Below are 20031 nucleotides of genomic sequence, written 5' to 3'. Positions count from 1 at the left end.
GCGCGGATTCCTCGAACTCAACTCGTTAGTTTGGCGTCTTTTTCCGCTTCGACGGAGGAATGTTGCGGAGCTTGTTGAGAGACAGGGGATCATCTCTCGTGTTCGCGTTGAAGACTCCCCAACCCTTGCCGTTGGCTGGAGGAACGAACTCGATGCCCTGGTCTTCATAGAAGCGCTGCAGGCTAGTTACGTAGTGGACGACTACGCTGTCTCCCCGCTCTATTCGCTGGATGGTCTTGCGTGACACGCCAAGGACGGACTCGACGTCGTCTTGGCTGAGACCGAGAAAGTCCCGTGCAATCTTCAAAATCGTCGATGGTGCCGGCTCCATAAGGATTCATAAGCACGGATCTGTGGGCGGATCAAAACCCTTCGGCAAAAATCATTGACGCCTCAGTTCCAATGGAGTTCGACAGACGCCAGTGGCGTCACATTGACGCTTTGAGTCGCACGAATCCTTGGTGGTTTCATCTGACATTTGGAGGGAATACGAATCATGGAAACCCGAATAACCAAAGAAGTTGGCCGGTTGAGGAGGCTGCTCGTCGATCTCGAGAGGTTGGAAGCCGGTACGGTCTCGGCGCCGGCATTGATGGCGACCCCGGTTCTCGATCAGTGGAGCGCAGCGCGAAGAAATGTGCACTGCTTGCAAGGCATCGTCGAAGGTCATCCCTCTCTGCCCGATGGCCACGAGATCATCACCAGCGAACTCTATGCGCATTTTCACGCCGACGACGAACACTTCGTTCGCACGCTGAACCGTTGGTACCGTCTAGGTACCCACAGAACGGGGACGAGATCATGAAGCACAGAATTTCCGCGTGGGCCTTCAAAGAGGTAAGAAAACGTCCTGGAGTGATGCTCGCGTACTTCGTGCTGCGTCGAGCGCTGAGGGGCACGCGCCAGTTTCGAGGAAACGCTGGCGGGCTGATGGTGGTAATTGTTGACAAGCACTGGCTTGCCCGTTTCGAACGCGCTGCGGAGCTCCTTTTCTCAGGACAGGGCCGCGCGTTCTTCAATGCGGAAACATCGCGGCATCGGGTCGTGTCGAAGGAATACGGTTCCAAAAAAAAATCGACCTCGACCTGCTGATGTTCAATTCGCAAATGATCGTGCTCACCGACAACATAGACGCTCTCCCGGCGACGGTCCGGCTGGCAGCCGACGTCACGGTCTCCGTCGAGAAGCCGACGGCTCGGCACCTGAACGCGGTCCGAAAGCTGACAGGGAGGTCCCGCCTCGACGCAAAGACGGCGGAGGCTCTGGCACGTGAAGACTGGAACATAATCGAGGCGCTGGTGTGCCGACACTCGTTTGCTGAAGTGAAGTTTGGAAACCTCTCCTTACTAAAGGATTCGAAGGCTCCCCAAGGCCCGCGGCTTAGCGATCTGCCGGGTTTCACCTCGACTCGGGGCTGGGTGTCTGATCTTGCCACCGACCTCGCCTCATGGAATGCCAAGAAGCTCGAATGGTCGGCTTTGGATAGGGGCGCACTCCTAGTTGGTCCACCTGGCGTGGGAAAGACCATGTTCGCCACGGCCCTGGCCGCGGAGCTTGGCATCGCACTCGTTGCCACCTCGGCAGGGCAGTGGCAATCCTCCGGCGATGGATACCTTGGTGAAATGCTTCGAGCAATGCGGGCGTCTTTTAACGAAGCGCGCTCGAGATCATGCGCGTTGCTGTTCATCGACGAACTCGACTCGATTGGAAACCGTGAACATAAGGGCCGCAACGCTTACTACGAGACGCAGGTGGTCAACACCTTTCTCGAGCTTACAGGCAGCGCTTCCGAATGGCCGGGAGTGATCTTGCTTGGTGCGACCAATCGGCCCGAGGACATCGAGCCGGCAATCCTGAGATCTGGGCGCTTCGAGCGGCACATCGCCATCGAGCTTCCCACTCCCGAGGAGCGAGCCGCCATACTCTCATACCACCTCGGTGGGATTTGGCCGGAATTGCTCGCGCCACTGACCGACCAGCTTGAGGAGACTTCGCCCGCCGATCTCGAACGTTTGGCGCGGGCGGTGAAGAGATTGGCGCGCGGGCCGGGGCGCAACGTTGAAATTGCCGACGTCGAGGCAAGCATGCCGCCCCTGACGAAACTTACGGACGCCGTGCTCCTGCGCATCGCGACACATGAGTGTGGACACGCTCTCGTCGCCTTGATGTCCGGGCTCGTCGACGCTGTAACCGTCAAACTGAAGGACACGGTCATTGAAGGAAGTCTGCAGTCCGGTGGCCGTATGACGTACGATGTCAAGGATCATGTACTACCGACGGAGACGGTTCTGCGGGCAAGGATTCGCATCGCCTTGGCGGGAATGGTCGCCGAGGACGTCGTACAGGGGGATCGTTCGGTGGGGGGAGCGGGAATTCTTGGCTCGGACCTGGATCAGGCGACCGGAATCGCAACACGCATGGTCGCGAGCTATGGAATGGGAGACAGCCCGCGCTTCGACATCGACTATCGTAGAGCAAACGAATCCTATCGGCCGCCTTCCGACCTTCGTCCTGCAATCGATCGAATCCTTCGGGAGGAGTGGCAGACAGCGAAGGAAATTTTGACCAGCCAAAAGGATAGTCTAACACGTCTGGCCGCGAAATTAGTCGCCGAAAGGAAGATGGAAATCACAGCGATGTAGATTCGAAGACGCATATTTGGTCGCACCGGGCCGTTCGCAGGCCAGTGCGACAGCGGGTGAGGACGGCTTCGGCAGCGATCTGGATATCGGGCTTGTCGCAGGCGAGGAAGTCCTTGCTGAAACGGTCGAAAACATCAAAGAGAATCTGCGGGAGTCGTTAAAATCGCTCGGCTTCACCCCTTCGGTAGTCGGCCTAGGTATCGATGACGTCCGACACCTCGATCGCGATCGCGATCCTTGATGGAACTCGCTGCGAGAGGACGCGATCGTCCTGGGAGGGCGTCGCCCAGTGGCGGCGCTGGCAGATCCGCTCGACGGAAGGGAGAAACGAATCCTGTCGAGATCGCGGACGCGTTTGCCACCGCCTTCCACGCCCATGAAGCGCCGTCGGGCTTCAGCTACGAGCCGCTTTGTTGCAACGGAGACGGTGACAGCGGCGATTGCCAGAGGATTTCGTCGAAGACCGTCCGCCCTGGTCAAGAAGGATATGAAGTGACGCTCCTGCCTGGCGACCATCGGCTGGCGACCCGCAGATACGTCATCCTGATTCCACAGGCGCAGACCAGGAAGTCGCCGGACAACGCCTATCACCTCTGCCTGTTTCCCAATGAGGATACGGTGCGTTGCTTCTATGCGCCGCCGCTGTGGTTCTAAGAGAATGCGAGCGTCAGAAGACGCCTATCGTGCCGTCCACGAATTCGTCGATCAGGTTCGACAGCCTGTTGAGGTGATCTTCCGCGACGGTTGCAACCTGCTGTCTGATGTCGGAGACAACCAATCCCTTGCGTGTCGCGACCTTCACGTGAAGCACCGACGGCCGATTTACTGGATCGCCGATGCGGCTCACTATCAGGCAATGGACACTGCCTCTTGCCATCTGGGACTTCAGAGCCTCCCGGACCGGGCGATTGCGCGCACGAGGCGAAGCGTAAACCAAAGCGCGAGAGCAAAGGCGAACGCCGCGAATACCGGGATCTCACCAAAAATACGTGGTCCTGCGGCATCCATGAGCAGTGATCCGGATACGAAGAGGCCCGACGCAATAAGGCCGAGCACCAGCCGGTTGCTGCTCCTGTCGAGGTGCTCGTGCAGGCCCTTGAGTTCGCGCACATGCAGGCTGAAACCCAGGCCGCTGCCTTCCCGAGCAAGCTGCTGGACCCATGTGCTGAGCATCGACGGCAGGTCGCGCGCGGTGGAGGTGGCATCGAGCCTCAGGCGATTGATCGTGGTTGTCCAATCGGCCTGCTTCATCGCCGCTTCCAATACGTTAGGGGCCTTGGTCTGCAGGGTCTCAAGAAGTTGGAAATCAGGATCAAGGATGCGCACGGTATGTTCGGCGAGAAACATCGTCCGCATCAGGATGAGAAGGTCCAGAGGGACAAAGATATTTTGTGCCTGCCCCAGCCGCGTCACTCGCAGGAAAGCCTCCGCCAGGGACCAGTCCTTGAGCGGCAGTGCGGCATAGTCGCCGATGATCTCCACCAGGCCGCGGCGAAACTCGCTCCGGTCCAGTTCTCCCCCCAGAATGCCGAGATCAATTGCGGCCTCAAGGAGCCAGTCGGCGTCCTGACGAACAAAGGCCAGGGCAAAGGCGGCGAGCTTGCGGCGCATGGCCCTGTCGAGAAATCCGACGATCCCGAAATCGTGGAGGCAGAGCCGCCCGTCTTCAGTGACAAGGAGATTGCCCGGATGGGGATCGCCGTGAAAGACCCCCAACACGAAAATTTGATGCAGGTAGGCGTCGACGAAGTTTCCCGCGAGGCGAGGGCCGGTCGATTTCAAAGATGCGTCGTCGATCCGCATGCCGCTGCTTCGCTCCTGTACGATCACGGTCTCTGAGACCAGGTCGTCGACCACATCCGGAATCTTGAGCGCCGGCCAATCGGCGAAGGCCGTCACGAAGTGCCTGATGCTTCTTGCCTCGCGGCAAAAATCGATCTCCTTCAAGAGGTTGGTCCATATTTCCCTGACGATGCGCAGCGGCTGATAGTGGCGCAGGCGCGGTATGATCACCGTAGCCACGCGCGCCAGCCAGAAGAGTGAACGCATGTCCTGATTGATCTGGCGTTTCAGGCCGGGCCGGCGAACCTTGATGATGACGCTTCGTCCGTCGCGCAAGTGTGCTGCGTGCACCTGCGCGACGGACGCCGCTGCAAGTGGCGTTTCCTCGAACTCCGCAAACAACTCCGCTAGGGGCTTGCCGAGGCCATGCTCGATTTCCTGCACGGCGACGCTCGTGGGGAAGGGCGAGACATGGTCCTGCAATTTCTGCAAGGCGACGACGTAGTCGTCGGGCAGTATATCCCGGCGTATGCTGAGCGCCTGGCCGAACTTGATGAATGTCGTGCCAAGGCTTTCAAGACTGAGGCAAAATCGCTCGGAGGAGGGCGGTTTCGAGGGGAGGAGGTGAAGCGCGCGCAGGGCGCTTCCCAGCGCGAACGCCGTGGCCACGAAGACGATGTGAAAGATCCGGAATATCGGCATCTGACATCTCAATCGGTTGCCCGTGCCTCATCTCGTGCACTAATACTCGAGACCGGCTTGAATGGGGTGTTCCCGGCCGAGGACGCTGATCTGGAGGCGAATATCGTAGCGGTCGGTGCCAGGCAGCGCGAATTGCCGTAGGAAATCGTCCCGGTGATCGCAATCGGCTGGAGCTCGATCGGTTTTGTGCCGACGTGACCCAGGCCCGACACGATCGCCGTCACTTCGGCGTTCTCGATCCGAGCTCCGCTGCGCGCGTCGAAGATCGCGACGACGATGTGGTACTGGTGCGCTCCACCTGGAGTGCCATCATGCAGGCTGGCTTCGGGATGCTCCTTCGGATGGCCGCGAACCATGGCGGCGGGCAGAACGCCGAGGTAGACGCTCCGATTGTCGATGACCCGGTAGTTCTCGTCTTCGGCCACGGCCGAGACGTGAGATGTCGCGAACGCGATCATGAACGCGACGGCAAGGAGCGTCAGTAGGCATTGCCGCCACACCGACCGATACTCGCGCGCCAGAGCGACTGCGGTCGCTTCAGGCCCGTATCCTGCTGAATGCAGCATGTCCGTTCTCCTCATCGAACGACCCGGCATTGGCGGCGTTACCTCTGCGATTTCCGTAGCTTTCAACGTCTCCACAATGTACCTGAGTTTTGGCAGTCAGCTTTGATGCCGATCAAGAAAGCGCCCCGGTCGGGGACGTGCGGCAATCACCTGACCGAAAGCCAGCCGCCGCTGAAGCCGGCATGGCGCAGCCCCGTGGTAACGTGGGGCCATTTGCGCATCAGATCCCACAGCAAGCCGCTTTGGTAGTTCTCTATCGTCAGCACGATCGGGCCTTGGCGCGGCACTTCCGTTCCAATCACCGTGTTTTCAGAGTGTCCATTAAAGAAGTTCGTCTCCGAGAAGTGCTTGTTGTAGGCGTTCGTGTGCTTTGCCTGAACGATCACAGTGCCCGACCAGGGAGATGCTTTGCTCGGAGTTAATTCCGCGACGTGCATGAATTTCGCGTCCCCCCCCGCCGTCCGGCCCCTTGGCGCCAAAGAGACGACCGCTGCCGCAAGAAGGATATAGATTAAAGGACTGAGGAACTGGCGCATAAAGATGCGGAATATGTTCTCCGACGGTGCCTTAGGCAGAGAATAGGGACCGAAGCGCAATAGTCGGGCTTCAGCGTCCTTTTGCGAAAGGCCGTCATGACGGCCGAGCGGCGGCGTTACGGTGCTCATCGATTGAAGGTAATGTCTGGGTAGCTGACATCATTGATCTGGCTCAACGATCTGTCGAGCGATGCCGGGCCGTGACACGCTCTTCCTCAGCGCCCCTGCCGCACCTTGACTCCACCCGGAACTGAGTCAGGCTTCAGATGTAAGCGTGCCTCGAATTCGTATCTTGCTATTCTACGTCACCTGGGGGATTTCGGCCATGGATAACGCTCAAGACAAAAAAGTGATCTTGGAATTCTTGCGCGAGCACGCCCTTGACCGCCACGCTCACCGCCATCGTCAATGGCCACAAGCAGAGCCAGATCGATGAACCTGTACCTGGAATTATCCGGTCTTATGTGGCAAATGCCACCAATGAACGCTGCCGGGCGTGCCCGACACCGGGATGTCCGCAATGCGAAGGTGGACACAAGGCAAAGCGGGAAGCCGAAGCCACCCTTTTCAGTGTCGACTGTCAGACCTTTTTCACCTGTGGGATAACCCAGGAACCGTCCAGGATCGACGGCGGGCTGTCGTCCGGCCAGTAGAGCCTCATCATTAGGATGAACTTGCCTTTCGGTGCCGGAAGCCAGTTTGATTCCTTGTCGGCGCCTGGGGATTTGTTCTGGATATAGATGTCGATCGAGCCATCCGCGTTCGGCTTCAGGTCCTGCCTGGCGCTGATGGAATAGCGGTTGATCGGATTGGCGACGAAGAAGTACTCTTCGTTGTACATCGTGATCGACCAGAACCCCTTCACCGGCGGTGTCTGTCCTTTGGGGAACGTGAGGATATAGTCGTCGGACCCCGAATAGGCACGCGAGAATAGCCCGTCCTTGGATTTGGTCGACGTCGGATATATGGCATCCTCTGGTCGGTTGGCCCCAAGCCCGATCGCGGTAACCAGTGCCCGCTGCAGATAGTTGGTGCCATAGATCCCTGTTTTAGTCGTGTAGCCCCAGCCGTTAATATCCTTAATATCGCCATCACTGAACTTGAAGTGCAGCATGATGCGTGCGAACGCGACCTCCGGAATACGCTTGACGAAATTCGCATCAAGTTTGCTCTTGTCGAAATCCTTTCCGGGGACAATGCCGATCTCCGCCATCTTTTCGACCATCTCTGCATCGGCAGCCGTGGGCGGATTGGTCTTCAACAGCTTGCTCAACAGCGCGAAATACTCGACAGCGTCCATTTTGTTGACCTGCTCGCGGACCGCCGTTTTCATGTCGATCTTGGGATCTATCTTACCGGGCGGTGGTGTCCACTCCTTGCCGTAGCTGCTGAGCGGCACGAGCTTGCATTGGTCCTGTGCAGCGTGAACCGCCTTGTAGTCTTCCGGCGTGCCGGTGCAGTAGATGCGCCCGAGTATCCAGACGATACTCGTCGGCGACTTGTACTCGGTAACTCCCTCGGGCAGTTTGCCTTGCCATCCGGGACCGGTGATCGCGTAGGTCTGCGCTCCGCCACCAGTGGTCCTCTTTCCCGGCACCTCGAACACGGTCGTCCATCCGTCGAGCATCGGGAACAAGAAATACCGGTCCTTCATCTCAGGGATCGAAAGGACCCACGGTTCCTTGCCGACGTCGATGAATGCGGTAGTGTAGAGCGTATCCGCATTGGGCGCGGTAACGTCGGTAAAGGACGAATCAGGGTACTCGCGGACCTTAATGATCTGGCCCATCGGCCCCTTGGTGCCCTTGACCTTGGCAACGTTGGTAATCACCCGCCGCGTCATTTCCATCGTTACCAGCGGATAGCCGTAGATGTAGGCGTCGACCGCCAGCCAGAAGTCGGTTTTCCCCTCGAAGGGATCAAGCAGGGGATCGTCAAATGCGTGTGCTGGTGACAGCGAACTAGCGGCAAGCAAACCTAAACTGCCAATCGATACGGCGCGACGTGTGACTTTCATTGTTTCCCCCACTGGTTTTACTTGGCGCCTGCATTGGCTTCCAAGTCATGCTACCACCTTGAAATTAGCATCATCTAAATTTCAGGAAAATACAACAGCAGGTTTAAACTTAGTTGATTCGATATGAGGAACACCGAATAAGGACGGCGTCCAAGTCTGCTGTTGGCGCATAGTTGCCATAGCGCTCCACAGTTGGTGGCATTTGTTATCGAGTGCCGGAATTATACCGCCCAAGGTGAGCGGCACACCGGTTACAGGTGGCGGTTGCTACCTTGGTTGATGATCATCCCGATGCTTCTGAAGATCGACTTTGCCTCGCTGTGGAAGGTCCGCAGCTACTGGCGCGGATCGGGGGTGAAGGCTGGTGTGCCCGGCGTCCGCTTGCACTCAGCCTTGGAATTGAACATTCGCATGAGACTTTCTCCGAACAATTGATCCAGCGCAAATTCACTGCGATGTCCTTCGCCTATGATGCAAGCTGTCCGTTGTTGACAATCGGGCGGGAGCCATCGCTGAGCTCGAACGGTTCCACAAGAGTCCTGACGAGAGGAGAATGCTATGATGACCGCATTGCTGCGTTCGGCCACGCTTGTCACTTTTGTCGCTGTCACCAGCACCGCCGGTGCTGCCGCACAAACGCCCGCGGTCGATCCGCATCATCCCAATCCGACGCTCGCGCAGGCGATGCCACCTTCCGGAATCCAAGGAATGCCATGGCAAGGCGGGCAGCCTGGCCAGTGGGGCATGATGCCTGGGATGGGGCCAGATATGATGGGCCAAGGCATGATGAGCCAGGGCATGATGAGCCATGGCGCGGGTATGATGTCACCCGACATGATGGGGCCGGGCGCTATGAGCGGGCAGATGATGGCCATGCGCGGGCAAATGATGAAGATCATGTTCGCCATTGCTGACGCGAACGGCGACGGTGGCCTCTCCTTCGATGAGGTGACGGCTATACATAAGCGGATCTTCGAAAGAGTAGATTCCAACAAGGACGGCAAAGTTGTACTCGAGGAGGTTCAGGCCTTCATGACGCCGTAGCCGGTCGCCGTCCGGTACGGAGTCGGCCAATGCGAAAGCTACTAATCATATCGGCTCGCCGAGGCGGAATCCTTCCACGTCTGCGAGCGAATGCGCGGTCGCCGCGGCCGCCTGTCGTACAGGGGCATGCGGTACGGCACCCTCTGTGCTGAGCACGCGGCAGGGGCCGACGCTCATCCGACAGTCTTCGACCCCAAGCCGAGGTCGAGATCGTCGTTAAAGGAGAAGCGTTTCTCTATGACCCTGGCGCCGATCCGTTGTCGTCGGGAGGGCATAATCAAACGCCGAACTGGCCACTACGCTCGCCGCGGAGCGCGCAGCGGCCACCTGCTGGTCGTCGAGATCCTCGAGTTAGGTTGAACGCTGACGCGTTCGCCAGGTTGCCCGGCACGATATGCTGATGGTTGGACTGGAAGCCGGGCCGGCGAGTTCCGGGATCAGTCGCCTGAAATGTTGGCTTTCGCTTCCCCAGAATCCATGTTGAGGAAGGCCCGAAAACATCGATCCGACGGCGCCGGTCCACAGACTTTGATCCTAATCAAAGAACTCTGCCATTGTTCGCCTAGAATTCAATCCTTCGGCATCAGCGCAGTTGCCGGATGTCACAAGAGCGCTTGGCTCGTCCAAGTTGGACGAGTCAGGCCTACGGGAGGAGGTTATCAACATGGCCGTCAGATTTCTCACCGCGTTTCTCAAATCCTCCGGCGAAAACGGCATCGTGATGCTCGAAAGCGAGGGCGAGCAAAAGACGGTGCTGGTCGATCGGAAGGCATTGATGGCGCTTGGATCGCCGCCACGTGCGGATGAAACACGTCTCCAGGAGAACGTGCAGACATTGTGCGATATCGCGGAGGCGAAGCTTCTGTATCCGGTCGCCATGGGGCAGTCCATCCGGATTAGTGAGGCTGACGTGACTGATTGGAAGCGGCACCATTTGCGCTGACATCGCAAAGGGGCGAAGAGCGCCATCCTTCGAAGATGTTATGGCAGTCCATAGGCGCATATTTGACAAAGTAGGTGCCAACAGGACGGCAAGATAGTGCCCGAGGAAGTCCAAGTATTCATACCCTTGGCCGTTGCCGCCTATGGCGGAATTCGGCACGACCTATCGCGGCAGCCGCACCCCGGCGATCAATCTCGCTTGAGGGGTGACGTGACCCCGGCGATGGGCATGCGTCGCGCACAAATCTCGATGAGAACCCTTTGGCGAAAGGGCTGTCGAGACATGCGGTGGGTTCAAGCCGTTCGCGATCGCGACTTTCCACTCGCGAGGTCATATAAGGCTGGGTTTGGGACCACTCTGATCGTTCGGACGCCCCGTTCAGGCGCAGATGCGGTGGCGGCGATGGCGGAGAAGAAGTCGTCACAGTTCGTCAATGTGACATGAGGACAGGCAAAAGAGGCTCGTGCAAGACGCCATCGGTTGCTCCGCCAAGGACAAAATCTCGCAACCTCGAGTGCCCAAATCCTCCCATCACCAGAATATCGGCGCCCAGTTCCAATGCGGCCTGCTGAATACTGAGGCCGATGGATGACGAGGTGAACCGAGCTACCGTGGCGCTGGCATTGACACCGCCCGAAACCAAGATCTCAGCAAGATGCGCCCCGGTCGTCTCCGGCAGCGGCTTTTCGCCCGTCAGAGACAACACCGACACACGCCGGGCCTTGCGAATGAGCGGCCTTGCATCGCTGACCGCCCGAGCGGCTGCTCGGCTTCCGTCCCAGGCAATAACCAAATGGTCGATTACGCCTGCAAGGGTCTTGTGGGGAAAGATGATGGCTGGCCGGCCGGAGCCGAATATCACCGCTTCGGCGATGATACGGGTATCCGGAACGTCCGCGATACATTCGAGAAAAGTCAGATCGAAAAACCGTGCTTCCGCGGCCGCCGTCTCATGCAGTAGAGGCAAGCTGGTTTTGACCGTTCGGCAAAATAATCCGATCTTGGCATTCGCTCCGAGGTTGGTCGCCGCTTCAACCAGTTTTGAGGCGCGATTTCGGCTCAAAGTTTCGGCATGCTCGATCATCTTCGGAGTATCGAGCAGCAACGACGACCATTCCTTGGGGATGTGCGGGATCGCGACTCTTAATGCGCATACGTGAAGATTTGCGCCGCAGAACCCAGCAAACGCTACAGCGTTGGAAATGATCAATTCAGAACTTGAATCGGGATAGGTCGCTAGCGGAAGAAAATACTGTGCCTTCATGTCCTACTCCACCTCTCGGAGACCGCAACTATTCCAACTATCTATCTGTTTTCGCAGCTCGGCATTGATGTAACGCAATTGCGCGAACGCCGCGAATTCGCTGGCCTTGGCGACCGGAAGTCTTCGTAAGTTGATCGTGGTCAAATCCTTGATGGTCGAGGTCCGGTATTGAATTCGGGACGACGTGCCTTTGACAATGGGAGCGAGAAGTGAATTCAACCACCGCCGAAACCGCTGAGATGCAACCCAGACTCGCACGCACGCTAACCCCTGGCGCACGCCGTCCTGCACGGTCTCGGCGTCACCATAGGCGCGGGTATTACGTCCTCGTCGACGATCCTCGTGTTTGCCCCCTTCGTATCGCTCGAAGGTCTCGCCAAGCTGACATCGCAGTGCACTCTGGGGCTGTTCGCTTTGGTAAACTTGGCGCTGATCCGCATCAAAATGACCGATGCCGTACCGCTGCCTCCGGGCTTGTTCATATGCCCGTTCTGGGTACCCGTCGCAGGTGTGATCGCGAGTACCGCGTTGCTCGTGATCGACATGCGCTCTTCGGTTAATCTCGCACTCACTACGTCAAATCGGCTTTGTCCTGGAGACACTCATGAGCAGACTGCATTCCGAACATCACCTGATCTCCCGCATCGGCTGGCTCCGGGCAGCCGTCCTCGGCGCAAACGACGGGATCGTCTCGACGGCGAGCTTGATCATGGGCGTCGCGACCGCGTCCGCGGGACCGTCACAGATCCTGGTGGCGGGCGTCGCGGGTCTGGTCGCGGGCGCGATGTCCATGGCGGCCGGCGAATATGTGTCGGTAAGTTCGCAGGCCGACACCGAGGAAGCCGATCTTGCGCGGGAGCGGATGGAGTTGGAGACACAGCCCGAAGCGGAGTTCGAGGAACTGACGCAAATCTATGTCAAACGCGGTCTCACCCAAGATCTGGCCACGCAAGTCGCGACTCAACTGACCGGTGGTGATGCTCTCGACGCGCATTCGCGCGACGAACTCGGTATTGTTGATCATATGGCGGCCCGGCCCGTTGAGGCAGCGCTGACGTCGGCTGCCACGTTCGCGGTGGGGGCCGCATTGCCCCTGCTCACGGTCGTCCTTTCACCCGCCTCGATGCTGATCTACACCGTTGCAACCGCGTCTTTGGCTTTCCTCGCGCTGCTGGGCGCGATCGGTGCGAAAGTGGGCGGCGCGAACGTCTGGAGGGCCACCACCCGCGTCACGTTCTGGGGCGCTTTCGCCATGGCATTGACGGCTGGAATCGGTGCGCTGGTTGGCACTGCGGTCTGAGAGGCGGCCTCAACCCTCTGTACCTTCCTGCACGCCCGGCTTGTCGGACGGAGTGAGCTTTTTATGATGTTGCGGTTCTCGTCGCGCAATGAACGAGAAGCCGATCGAAGTTCGCTCCTCGGCGCAGGCTGTTTAGATCCACATTCAAACCGGATTTGGAAGCCGGCTCTCGTAATATCCAATGTCAGACCTCCGCCACCACATCGGCGAGCATCGAGCGGACCTTGCCTGCCAGAAGGCTCAGCATTTCATTGTCGATCGGCTGCATCGACGCGACCGGATCGATGGCGCTCACCACGACATCGCCGCAACTGACGTCGCGCACGATGACATTGCACGGCAGCATGGCTCCGACCTTCGGTTCCAATTTCATCGCCTCGAACGCCATGTGCGGATTGCAGGCTCCGAGGATGAGGTAGTCGTCGATGTCGACGTCGATCTTCTTCTTCATGGTTGCCTTGACATCGATCTCTGTCAGAACACCGAAGCCGTGCTTGGAAAGAGCGGATTTCGTCCTGCGGACGGCATCTTCGAAACTGGTTGCCGACAAGGTTCTATCCAGCGTGTAGGTCATAAGATATCTCCTTTGGTAGTAAGTGTCCGACCATATCCGCGACGATTGCCATCAGATGACACCAAACAAGGCCAGCAGCGTGACAGTGGGAAGTCTCAGCATAGACATTCTGCATCTCCACTTTGAGGCGTTATCCTCCACGAATATGGAGTTGCCTTCAAAGATACGATGAAGGCCGGGTTCAAACGTTGCGATGGATCAAACCACGTGCCGCAATGCCGAAGCGACACTGAGGATCGAGCCGTCCGACGCGAGAGCAAGGATTTTTTAAGTGCGATCGGCTCATTTCAGGGTTCAAAACCGTTGAGATTTTGAGCCGGCTGTTTCGAGGCGCACGATCAGCGCGCAAACAGGCCGCATCCGATCCCTTTCGACTGGCCATGCTCGAGGAAGAGAACAGGCAGACCAAGCGTCTCGGCGAGCGCAAGACCACGTGCTTCGCCGAGAACCATCATCGCCGTCGCCCAGGCGTCGGCGCTCATACAATCGCAAGCGATCACAGTGGCGGACGCGGGCGGATGCCTGAGCGGCATGCCGAGGCGCGGGTCCATGGTGTGCGACAGACGGCGGCCGCCGACATCGATCCAGTGCCGATAGTCGCCGGACGTCGCAACGGCGGCATCTTCTAGCACGAGCACGGAATGCGCGGCACGCGTTTCCAGGTTTGGCATTTCGACGGCGACGGTCCAGCCGCGACCGTCGGGCTGAGTGCCGAGCGCTCGCAGTTCGCCGTCGATGGCGAAGAGGCCGGCTTCGATACCGTGCTGGCGCGCAGACCCGGTCAGTTGATCGACGCCATAACCCTTAGCGATGCCATTGAGATCGAAGCACATCTCTGAGTGCTTGCGGGCGCGTCCGGCGGCCTTGTCTAGCTCCAGAACATCATGGGCCGGGCTGCGTCTCGCGAGACGGGCGGTCTTGATCCGGTCCTCGCTTGCGTCCGCCGGGCCGAAACCCCAGGCGGAGACGGCGTCACCCATGCCGATATCGAAGGCGCCGCCCGAGGCCTGGCCGATTTTAAGACCCGTTCCCAGCACGGTTAGCAGGCGGTCGGGCAGAGAAACCCATTCACCGGGCTTTGCGGCGTTCAAGCGGTTGAGGTCGCTTTCAGGCCTCCAGGTGGACATTTGCTTGTCGACTTCGGTCACTGCGTCGGCCATCGCCTTGCGGGCGCGGTGGACATCGAAATCCGATGGCATGTGAAAGAGGGCTGACCAGCGCGTGCCCATAGTCGGACCGTTTATCGCGTAGCGTGTCATGTCAGTACACGTCCTCGGCATAGCGGCCATTGGCTTTCAAGAGCGCGAGGTTGAAACCCTGTGCCGCGAGAATGTCGGCGAGCACGGCCGCAACGGCCGCCGCCATGTCCCGACTCCCGCAGATGAGAACCTGACCGCCCGCGGCGATAAGCTTGCCGATTCGCTCGGCATCCTTGCATAGAATATCCTGCACATAGGCCGGGCTCGCGGTTCGCGAGAAAGCGGTCGATACCGAGGTCAGCCGGCCGTCCTTGTTCCAGTTGGAAAGTTCCTCCGCGTAAAGCGCATCGCTAGCTGGATGACGGGTTCCGAAATAGAGGTGCATGGGACGGCATGCCCGGTTTCCACGGGCAAAGCCGGCCAGCGGACCGATCCCCGCGCCGGCGCCGATGAGGATGACCGGCTTGCGGCCGCGCGCCGGACGGAACGTCGGGTTCGGACGCACGAAGGCCGCAATAGTCTCGCCCGGTTCCAGCGCGGTGAGTTGGCTTGAGCAAAGCCCTCCCACTTGCTTGCGGACGCAGATTTCGAGAAAGCCATCTTTCGTACCGGAAGCAAGCGAGTAGAAGCGCGGCAGATCCGAGCCTTGCGGCACGATGCCGATCAGGTCTCCGGCCTCAAACCGCGGGAAGCCCTTGCCCGTCAGACGCTGCCAAAGCGATATCTTCGGCAGGGCAAAGCGCAGGATGGCCGTGGTCGCCTGGACGCTTGCGCCATAGTCGCGGCGGGATATGAGCGGCAAGCTGCAGGTCTTCGGAGCAGTCGGTTGGTGGTTCAGCTCGAAATCGAGGCCAAGCGTCTCAGCCAGGCGCCGCCCCCAGCGGGCGAAATCCTGTGGCGATTGTCGATCTACCGTGTCGAAGGGGCTGAGCGCGGTCCAGCCCTTGTCCTCGGCGATCCTCGCGATCTCGGTGGCGAAACCGCAGAAGGCCGGGAAGCTGCGATCGCCGAAACCGAGCACGGCGAGCGGCAGGCCGGGCATTGCCGGCACACGCTCGAAGCGTTCGACGAAGTCCTTGGAGGCGGCGGGCGCTGTGCCATCGCCGTAGGTGGCGGCGAACAGAATGACACGCCGCGCCTTCGGCCAGCGGGCCGGCTCGAAATTGGACATCGGGCCGACATGGACGCGAAGACCCTGTGCGGAAAGAGCAATCTGCAGCGTATTGGCGAAGCCCCAGGTCGTGCCGCTCTCACTGCCGACAAGCAGGATCGTATCGGCCTCGCCGGCGGCAGCCGAGGCTGCCTTGGGGTCGCGGCGCCCCCTCAACCAGACAATCATTCCCGTCCAGCCCAGGACGGGTACCGCAAGCGCAGAGAACCCGAGGACGAGCCCGAGCCACGCCACGCCGTGCCCGGTGTGCAGCATGGTGATGAGGCGCGTGACCTTGTCGACCCAGCCGGCGTCCGACCAAGCCAGCAGCGCGCCGTTGCCCTGGTCGATGTAAGCTTCTCCTCCTGCTATCTTGAGTGTGAAAACGTCCGTTGCGTCGCCCGTGGCGGGGAAATTAAGCGAGAGCAGGTCATCGACCATCGTCTCTTGAAGCAGGGCGACAGAAGTGGGAGCCACGCCGGTCTTGCCGCTGACGTCGGCCGGGAAGGCCGGTGCATTCGCGCCTTCCGGCAATAGCCCGAAAACAGCAGCCGTCATCCAGAGCGCGGTGAGCGCGGAGAGGAAGAGGCCGGGCAGGGCAAGGCGCGAGACGACGGCGTGTAAGCGTCCATCGCCGGAGCCGCAAATGGATCTCAGGACGGACCGCCATCCGCCGGCGCGCCGTGCCATCAGGAACAGCCCGGAGATTGCAAGGGCAAGCGCAACCGCCGCACTGCCAGCAGTTATGAATCGTCCGGTATCGTCCAAAAAAAGCGAGCGATGAAGATTGGTCAACCAGCGCTCCAGCTCCGAGGTGTCGGCGCTGCCGACCGGCAGGCCAGTGGCAGGGTCGATGACGGCGGAGGCGGGTTGGTCTCCTTCGTAGTAATAGGCGGTGATCCGCCCAGACGGCGCGCGCCTGATCTGTTCCACCGTAGGCTCTGCCGCCTGGACTCGCGTAGCGAGTTCCGCGACGCTGATGCGCTGCGCGGCAGGTGTGGTGAGCGCCTCTGCGGCAGGGAATATCGACAGTGCGGCGCCGCTCAGCGCGACGACGGTGAGAAGCGCTGCGGCGATCAGCCCGAAGCTGCGATGGAGCGAGCGGCTCATAACAAGCCTCCTTCCGCCTTAACGCACGTAAGTGAAGGCGGCGATGTAGCGCGTACCCTTCACCTTCTGGCCCGAGCCGCCCGACGTCAGCGGCACCACGATCTCGTTCGGACTGTCGCGCATGTCCTCCACGGCAGAATCGATGTGAAGCTGATAGCCGGCATCGAACAGCGTATCGGCAAGGTCGACCGCGACCTTAAGCGAACGACCCGCACCAACGCTGGCGCCCGTGATGCCGTTGATCTCGCCGGTGTCGCCGCCGGCGGCGCGGTACCAGCCGCTGAGATGCTCGTAATACCTGGTCTTGCCGCCCGCCATCCAGAGACTGCCGACATACTTGCCTTGCGCATCGGTGACGTAATAGGCAACGTAGGCACCATCGCCGCCGTAGCTGCGCATGTTGGTGGTGAAGGTCACCTCGCGGGCCATGGCAAGGCCGGGAACGGTAAGGGCCGTAGTGACCGCAAGCAGGGCAATGAAGGATTTCATTCTCATCGATAATCTCCTTGGTCGGACTTGGCGGTTCAGTTCGTCTGCGCGCGCGGCTCGGAGCCAGGCGTGAACAGGCCGTTGCTGGGCGGGGTGGCGTTCTGCTGCTGCAAGGCGCCGCCTCGACCGCAGGCATCGTCATCCTCGTCTTCGCAGTCATCGGCGGCGTAACGGCCGTTGTCGTCGTGACGGAGGCGATGCTCCTCCTTGTGATCATCGTCCTCGCTCTCTTGATAGCCGGCCAGTATGGCCCCGGCGGCGGCGGTCTTCGCTGCGGGGAACGGCATTGCGAGACTGCCGAGGGGGGCGAGAAAGCCGATGCCGGCGCAAGCGGCCAGAAGAAATTTGCGGTATGTCATAAGTGATCTCCAGTTGGGTATCTGATGGGGATTTCGGGCTGATCAATTGCGTCCTAAGCTGACCGGCACCTGACAATCGGCGCGACATTGCTTCAGGTTCCCGTAAGCTGGCGGGTGGACTAGGGGACGAGAGAGAAGGAGAGAGGAAAGGCTGCGATGCGGGTTCTGCTGATCGAGGACGATACGGCGCTTGGCGCGGCCATTCGCGACCAGATCGCCGCCGATGGCCACTCCGTCGATTGGGTCAGCCGGCTCGACCAGGCGGGCGATGCGATCGTTGCGGCTGCCTATGATCTGGTGCTGCTCGATCTGATGCTGCCCGATGGGCTCGGCGTTCCCTTCCTGAAGGGATTGCGCGGGCGGGGCGACGTGACGCCGGTCATGATCCTGACAGCGCTCGATCAGGTCTCTGACCGTATTGCCGGACTGAATGCCGGCGCTGACGATTACATGGTGAAGCCCTTCGACCTTGCGGAGCTGTCGGCCCGCATCGGATCGGTGGCGCGCCGATATGCCGGCAATCCCAATCCGAACATCACGCTCGGCCCGCTCGCCGTCGATCTCGCTGCCAGAAGCGTCGCGTTGAATGGCAAGGCCGTGGCTCTTACGGCGCGAGAATGGGTCCTGTTTGAGGCCTTCCTGCAACGCCCCGCCCAGCTCCTATCGAAGGCACAGCTCGAGGAGCGGCTCTATTCCTTCGATACGGAAATCGACAGCAACGCCATCGAGGTCCATGTGAGCAGGTTGCGCAAGAAGCTCGGCGCTCACGTGATCGAGACCGAGCGCGGCCTCGGCTATCGGCTGGGGCAACCGTGAAGATCGGCGCTTCGCTTCAGACGCGCCTGGCACTTGCCATCGGGCTTTCGGTGACGCTTCTGTGGTTGGCGGCGGCGGCGGTCACGGCGCACCGCCTTGGCGGGGAAATGCAAGAGGTGTTCGACGACGGGCTGAAGGCCACAGCACTGCGCGTTTTGCCGATTGCCCGGCACGACCTGCGTGACGGCGACGAACGTGGCGATCCTGTCGAACATGATGCTAATGAGGAAGGCGACGATGGCGAGACGCGCATCGGCCGCGAGGCGCGGTATGGCGAGGACGTAGCTTTTGTCGTGCGCGACCGCGACGGGCAGGTTCTCCTCGCCTCCAAAGGAGCGGATGCCTCCATCTTTCCGCCGTTTGTCAAGCCTGGCTTTCTCCGCACCGAAACGCACCAACTCTATTACGATGCTAGCTTCGATGGCAGCCTGACGATTGCCGTTGCCGAACCGCTCGATCGTCGCACGGAGCTTTCCCGCAAGATGCTGCTGGGTCTTCTGCTGCCGCTGATCGTGATGATCCCATTCAGCCTCCTCGCAATCGTTCTGGCGGTGCGCCGCTCCCTGCGCCCTGTACGCTTGCTTCGACAAGAGCTTGCCCGCCGTGGTGCGCAGGATCTGTCGCCCCTGCCAGATAGCGGTCTGCCGAGCGAGCTTCGCCCGATCTCGGCGGGCGTCAATCAGTTGTTGGACCGTCTGAAGGCGGCGTTCAACGCCGAGCGCGCCTTTGCGGCCAACGCGGCGCACGAGCTGCGCACGCCGGTTGCCGGCGCAATCGCGCAGGCTCAGCGCATTCGGACTGAAACAGGGGAGGAGTTAACAGGCCAGCGGGCAACGGAGATAGAGACCACGCTGAAGCGACTGATGCGCACGTCGGAAAAACTGATGCAGCTCGCCCGAGCTGAGGGAGGACGGCTGCAAAGCGATGAGCCTTCCGATCTGAGACCCGTCCTGGAGATGATCGTTGAGGGTTTCACGCGGACTGGAGAGGGACGGATCCTGCTGACCCTTCCGGAAGGACCGGTTCTTTCCAGGCTAGACCCCGACGCCGTTGGCATTCTGTTTCGAAACCTGATTGAGAATGCGCTGAAACACGGGGCTCAGAATGGTCTAGTCGAGGCAGTGTTGCAGACAGATGGCTTACTTTGCGTTGCCAATGATGGCGCGGTCTTGCCCGCCGGCGCCACGGAGAGGCTGGCGAAGCGGTTCGAGCGCGGCAGCGGAAAGGTCGGCGGTAGCGGCCTGGGATTCTCCATCGTCAAGGCCATCGCCGACCGCACGGGCATGAGTTTGAAAATCGTTTCCCCGAGGCCGCTCAAGCATGAAGGCGTACAGGTTCAGGTAAAGCTGCCGCTCGCCTGACTTTCGCGAGAACCAACAAGAAGAAACGAATAAAGGAGCTACCGACCCTGATCGAGTTTCGAGCTCCGGGAGGAAGCGCGCTGGACTAACCGCGCCAAGTGAAGTGGTATCCCTGTAGAGCGAGCATCAAGTTTCAAATGAAGGCTAGAGCTAAAGGCTTCATCTTAGCTGAAGCGC

Annotated in this window: 21 protein-coding genes and 1 pseudogene; 9 read left to right on the top strand and 13 right to left on the bottom strand. The window is 60.0% G+C overall.

All coding sequences use genetic code 11. The features are described 5' to 3' along the window. Window positions 1-25: 25 nt before the first annotated feature. Complete coding sequence (locus ACSQ9D_RS09870; RefSeq protein WP_436282083.1) at window positions 26-331, bottom strand: helix-turn-helix transcriptional regulator; 306 nt, start codon at window positions 329-331, stop codon at window positions 26-28. Window positions 332-496: 165 nt separating this feature from the next. On the opposite strand from ACSQ9D_RS09870, the gene ACSQ9D_RS09865 reads away from it, so the two are divergent. The 4 genes from ACSQ9D_RS09865 to ACSQ9D_RS09850 all read left to right on the top strand — a co-directional run bounded on the left by ACSQ9D_RS09865 (window position 497) and on the right by ACSQ9D_RS09850 (window position 3296). After that, window positions 497-805, top strand: a complete 309-nt coding sequence (locus ACSQ9D_RS09865) for a hypothetical protein (protein ID WP_436282082.1) — start codon at window positions 497-499, stop codon at window positions 803-805. A 286-nt stretch (window positions 806-1091) separates the two neighbouring features. After that, window positions 1092-2642 carry an AAA family ATPase gene (locus ACSQ9D_RS09860; RefSeq protein WP_436282081.1) on the top strand — a complete coding sequence of 517 codons (1551 nt, stop codon included), beginning with the start codon at window positions 1092-1094 and terminating at the stop codon, window positions 2640-2642. A 16-nt stretch (window positions 2643-2658) separates the two neighbouring features. Beyond that, window positions 2659-2883: a hypothetical protein gene (locus ACSQ9D_RS09855; protein ID WP_436282080.1), complete on the top strand. Its 225-nt coding sequence runs from the start codon at window positions 2659-2661 to the stop codon at window positions 2881-2883. Window positions 2884-2984: 101 nt separating this feature from the next. Further along, window positions 2985-3296 carry a hypothetical protein gene (locus ACSQ9D_RS09850; RefSeq protein WP_436283807.1) on the top strand — a complete coding sequence of 104 codons (312 nt, stop codon included), beginning with the start codon at window positions 2985-2987 and terminating at the stop codon, window positions 3294-3296. A 13-nt stretch (window positions 3297-3309) separates the two neighbouring features. Here ACSQ9D_RS09850 and ACSQ9D_RS09845 read toward each other — a convergent pair whose 3' ends face one another. From ACSQ9D_RS09845 to ACSQ9D_RS09820, 6 genes and pseudogenes are all read right to left on the bottom strand, one after another. Then, entirely contained in the window at window positions 3310-3519 is a 210-nt protein-coding gene (locus tag ACSQ9D_RS09845) for a methionine adenosyltransferase (RefSeq protein WP_436282079.1), read from the bottom strand. An 8-nt stretch (window positions 3520-3527) separates the two neighbouring features. Further along, window positions 3528-5126 carry an ABC1 kinase family protein gene (locus tag ACSQ9D_RS09840; RefSeq protein ID WP_436282078.1) on the bottom strand — a complete coding sequence of 533 codons (1599 nt, stop codon included), beginning with the start codon at window positions 5124-5126 and terminating at the stop codon, window positions 3528-3530. An 8-nt stretch (window positions 5127-5134) separates the two neighbouring features. After that, on the bottom strand, window positions 5135-5692 hold the full coding sequence (locus tag ACSQ9D_RS09835) for a hypothetical protein (RefSeq protein WP_436282077.1): 558 nt from the start codon (window positions 5690-5692) through the stop codon (window positions 5135-5137). 146 nt (window positions 5693-5838) lie between these two features. Continuing rightward, the gene (locus tag ACSQ9D_RS09830; RefSeq protein ID WP_436283892.1) at window positions 5839-6129 is read right to left on the bottom strand and encodes a hypothetical protein; all 291 of its coding nucleotides are present in this window, start codon (window positions 6127-6129) and stop codon (window positions 5839-5841) included. A 54-nt stretch (window positions 6130-6183) separates the two neighbouring features. Continuing rightward, a pseudogene (locus ACSQ9D_RS09825) lies at window positions 6184-6357 on the bottom strand (cation-transporting P-type ATPase); the annotation flags it as partial. A gap of 451 nt (window positions 6358-6808) precedes the next feature. Further along, window positions 6809-8245 (bottom strand): DUF1254 domain-containing protein, encoded by a 1437-nt coding sequence (locus tag ACSQ9D_RS09820; RefSeq protein WP_436282076.1) that lies wholly within the window; start codon window positions 8243-8245, stop codon window positions 6809-6811. A gap of 558 nt (window positions 8246-8803) precedes the next feature. Here ACSQ9D_RS09820 and ACSQ9D_RS09815 point away from each other — a divergent pair. Together ACSQ9D_RS09815 and ACSQ9D_RS09810 are read left to right on the top strand one after the other, a co-directional pair. Further along, a complete protein-coding gene (locus ACSQ9D_RS09815) occupies window positions 8804-9289 on the top strand; it encodes an EF-hand domain-containing protein (RefSeq protein WP_436282075.1) in 486 nt (161 codons plus the stop codon). Between the two features lie 664 nt (window positions 9290-9953). After that, window positions 9954-10232, top strand: coding sequence for a hypothetical protein (locus ACSQ9D_RS09810; RefSeq protein ID WP_436282074.1), 279 nt, complete (start codon window positions 9954-9956; stop codon window positions 10230-10232). Between the two features lie 430 nt (window positions 10233-10662). Here the strand turns inward: ACSQ9D_RS09810 and ACSQ9D_RS09805 are convergent, their stop codons facing one another. After that, window positions 10663-11496, bottom strand: a complete 834-nt coding sequence (locus ACSQ9D_RS09805; RefSeq protein ID WP_436282073.1) for a universal stress protein — start codon at window positions 11494-11496, stop codon at window positions 10663-10665. 604 nt (window positions 11497-12100) lie between these two features. On the opposite strand from ACSQ9D_RS09805, the gene ACSQ9D_RS09800 reads away from it, so the two are divergent. Then, a complete protein-coding gene (locus ACSQ9D_RS09800) occupies window positions 12101-12796 on the top strand; it encodes a VIT1/CCC1 transporter family protein (RefSeq protein ID WP_436282072.1) in 696 nt (231 codons plus the stop codon). Window positions 12797-12980: 184 nt separating this feature from the next. Here the strand turns inward: ACSQ9D_RS09800 and ACSQ9D_RS09795 are convergent, their stop codons facing one another. The 5 genes from ACSQ9D_RS09795 to ACSQ9D_RS09775 all read right to left on the bottom strand — a co-directional run bounded on the left by ACSQ9D_RS09795 (window position 12981) and on the right by ACSQ9D_RS09775 (window position 17677). After that, a complete protein-coding gene (locus ACSQ9D_RS09795; RefSeq protein WP_436282071.1) occupies window positions 12981-13370 on the bottom strand; it encodes a DUF302 domain-containing protein in 390 nt (129 codons plus the stop codon). Between the two features lie 338 nt (window positions 13371-13708). Then, the gene (locus ACSQ9D_RS09790; protein WP_436282070.1) at window positions 13709-14629 is read right to left on the bottom strand and encodes an FAD:protein FMN transferase; all 921 of its coding nucleotides are present in this window, start codon (window positions 14627-14629) and stop codon (window positions 13709-13711) included. Window position 14630: 1 nt separating this feature from the next. Further along, window positions 14631-16829 carry a PepSY domain-containing protein gene (locus ACSQ9D_RS09785; RefSeq protein ID WP_436282069.1) on the bottom strand — a complete coding sequence of 733 codons (2199 nt, stop codon included), beginning with the start codon at window positions 16827-16829 and terminating at the stop codon, window positions 14631-14633. 18 nt (window positions 16830-16847) lie between these two features. Continuing rightward, on the bottom strand, window positions 16848-17318 hold the full coding sequence (locus ACSQ9D_RS09780) for a DUF2271 domain-containing protein (protein WP_436283806.1): 471 nt from the start codon (window positions 17316-17318) through the stop codon (window positions 16848-16850). A gap of 35 nt (window positions 17319-17353) precedes the next feature. Next, window positions 17354-17677, bottom strand: a complete 324-nt coding sequence (locus tag ACSQ9D_RS09775) for a hypothetical protein (RefSeq protein ID WP_436282068.1) — start codon at window positions 17675-17677, stop codon at window positions 17354-17356. A gap of 156 nt (window positions 17678-17833) precedes the next feature. On the opposite strand from ACSQ9D_RS09775, the gene ACSQ9D_RS09770 reads away from it, so the two are divergent. Together ACSQ9D_RS09770 and ACSQ9D_RS09765 are read left to right on the top strand one after the other, a co-directional pair. Further along, window positions 17834-18493, top strand: a complete 660-nt coding sequence (locus ACSQ9D_RS09770; RefSeq protein WP_436282067.1) for a response regulator transcription factor — start codon at window positions 17834-17836, stop codon at window positions 18491-18493. Then, entirely contained in the window at window positions 18490-19854 is a 1365-nt protein-coding gene (locus ACSQ9D_RS09765) for an ATP-binding protein (protein ID WP_436282066.1), read from the top strand. The genes ACSQ9D_RS09770 and ACSQ9D_RS09765 overlap by 4 nt, the downstream gene beginning before the upstream one ends. Window positions 19855-20031: the final 177 nt, after the last annotated feature.

The sequence above is a fragment of the Rhizobium sp. LjRoot258 genome (genome assembly GCF_964254185.1).
GTDB lineage: Bacteria > Pseudomonadota > Alphaproteobacteria > Rhizobiales > Rhizobiaceae > Rhizobium.
Note: the sequence above shows the minus strand (reverse complement) of the source record. Positions and strands in the feature narration are given on the sequence as shown.

What these genes read in the sequence shown, in the direction of transcription:
- ACSQ9D_RS09790 (WP_436282070.1), bottom strand. Translation starts at nt 14,629, where the DNA reads ATGACACGCTACGCGATAAACGGTCCGACTATGGGCACGCGCTGGTCA.
- ACSQ9D_RS09865 (WP_436282082.1), top strand. Translation starts at nt 497, where the DNA reads ATGGAAACCCGAATAACCAAAGAAGTTGGCCGGTTGAGGAGGCTGCTC.
- ACSQ9D_RS09795 (WP_436282071.1), bottom strand. Translation starts at nt 13,370, where the DNA reads ATGACCTACACGCTGGATAGAACCTTGTCGGCAACCAGTTTCGAAGAT.
- ACSQ9D_RS09785 (WP_436282069.1), bottom strand. Translation starts at nt 16,829, where the DNA reads ATGAGCCGCTCGCTCCATCGCAGCTTCGGGCTGATCGCCGCAGCGCTT.
- ACSQ9D_RS09810 (WP_436282074.1), top strand. Translation starts at nt 9,954, where the DNA reads ATGGCCGTCAGATTTCTCACCGCGTTTCTCAAATCCTCCGGCGAAAAC.
- ACSQ9D_RS09835 (WP_436282077.1), bottom strand. Translation starts at nt 5,692, where the DNA reads ATGCTGCATTCAGCAGGATACGGGCCTGAAGCGACCGCAGTCGCTCTG.
- ACSQ9D_RS09840 (WP_436282078.1), bottom strand. Translation starts at nt 5,126, where the DNA reads ATGCCGATATTCCGGATCTTTCACATCGTCTTCGTGGCCACGGCGTTC.
- ACSQ9D_RS09770 (WP_436282067.1), top strand. Translation starts at nt 17,834, where the DNA reads ATGCGGGTTCTGCTGATCGAGGACGATACGGCGCTTGGCGCGGCCATT.
- ACSQ9D_RS09780 (WP_436283806.1), bottom strand. Translation starts at nt 17,318, where the DNA reads ATGAAATCCTTCATTGCCCTGCTTGCGGTCACTACGGCCCTTACCGTT.
- ACSQ9D_RS09775 (WP_436282068.1), bottom strand. Translation starts at nt 17,677, where the DNA reads ATGACATACCGCAAATTTCTTCTGGCCGCTTGCGCCGGCATCGGCTTT.
- ACSQ9D_RS09800 (WP_436282072.1), top strand. Translation starts at nt 12,101, where the DNA reads ATGAGCAGACTGCATTCCGAACATCACCTGATCTCCCGCATCGGCTGG.
- ACSQ9D_RS09870 (WP_436282083.1), bottom strand. Translation starts at nt 331, where the DNA reads ATGGAGCCGGCACCATCGACGATTTTGAAGATTGCACGGGACTTTCTC.
- ACSQ9D_RS09820 (WP_436282076.1), bottom strand. Translation starts at nt 8,245, where the DNA reads ATGAAAGTCACACGTCGCGCCGTATCGATTGGCAGTTTAGGTTTGCTT.
- ACSQ9D_RS09830 (WP_436283892.1), bottom strand. Translation starts at nt 6,129, where the DNA reads ATGCACGTCGCGGAATTAACTCCGAGCAAAGCATCTCCCTGGTCGGGC.
- ACSQ9D_RS09845 (WP_436282079.1), bottom strand. Translation starts at nt 3,519, where the DNA reads ATGGCAAGAGGCAGTGTCCATTGCCTGATAGTGAGCCGCATCGGCGAT.
- ACSQ9D_RS09815 (WP_436282075.1), top strand. Translation starts at nt 8,804, where the DNA reads ATGATGACCGCATTGCTGCGTTCGGCCACGCTTGTCACTTTTGTCGCT.
- ACSQ9D_RS09860 (WP_436282081.1), top strand. Translation starts at nt 1,092, where the DNA reads ATGTTCAATTCGCAAATGATCGTGCTCACCGACAACATAGACGCTCTC.
- ACSQ9D_RS09805 (WP_436282073.1), bottom strand. Translation starts at nt 11,496, where the DNA reads ATGAAGGCACAGTATTTTCTTCCGCTAGCGACCTATCCCGATTCAAGT.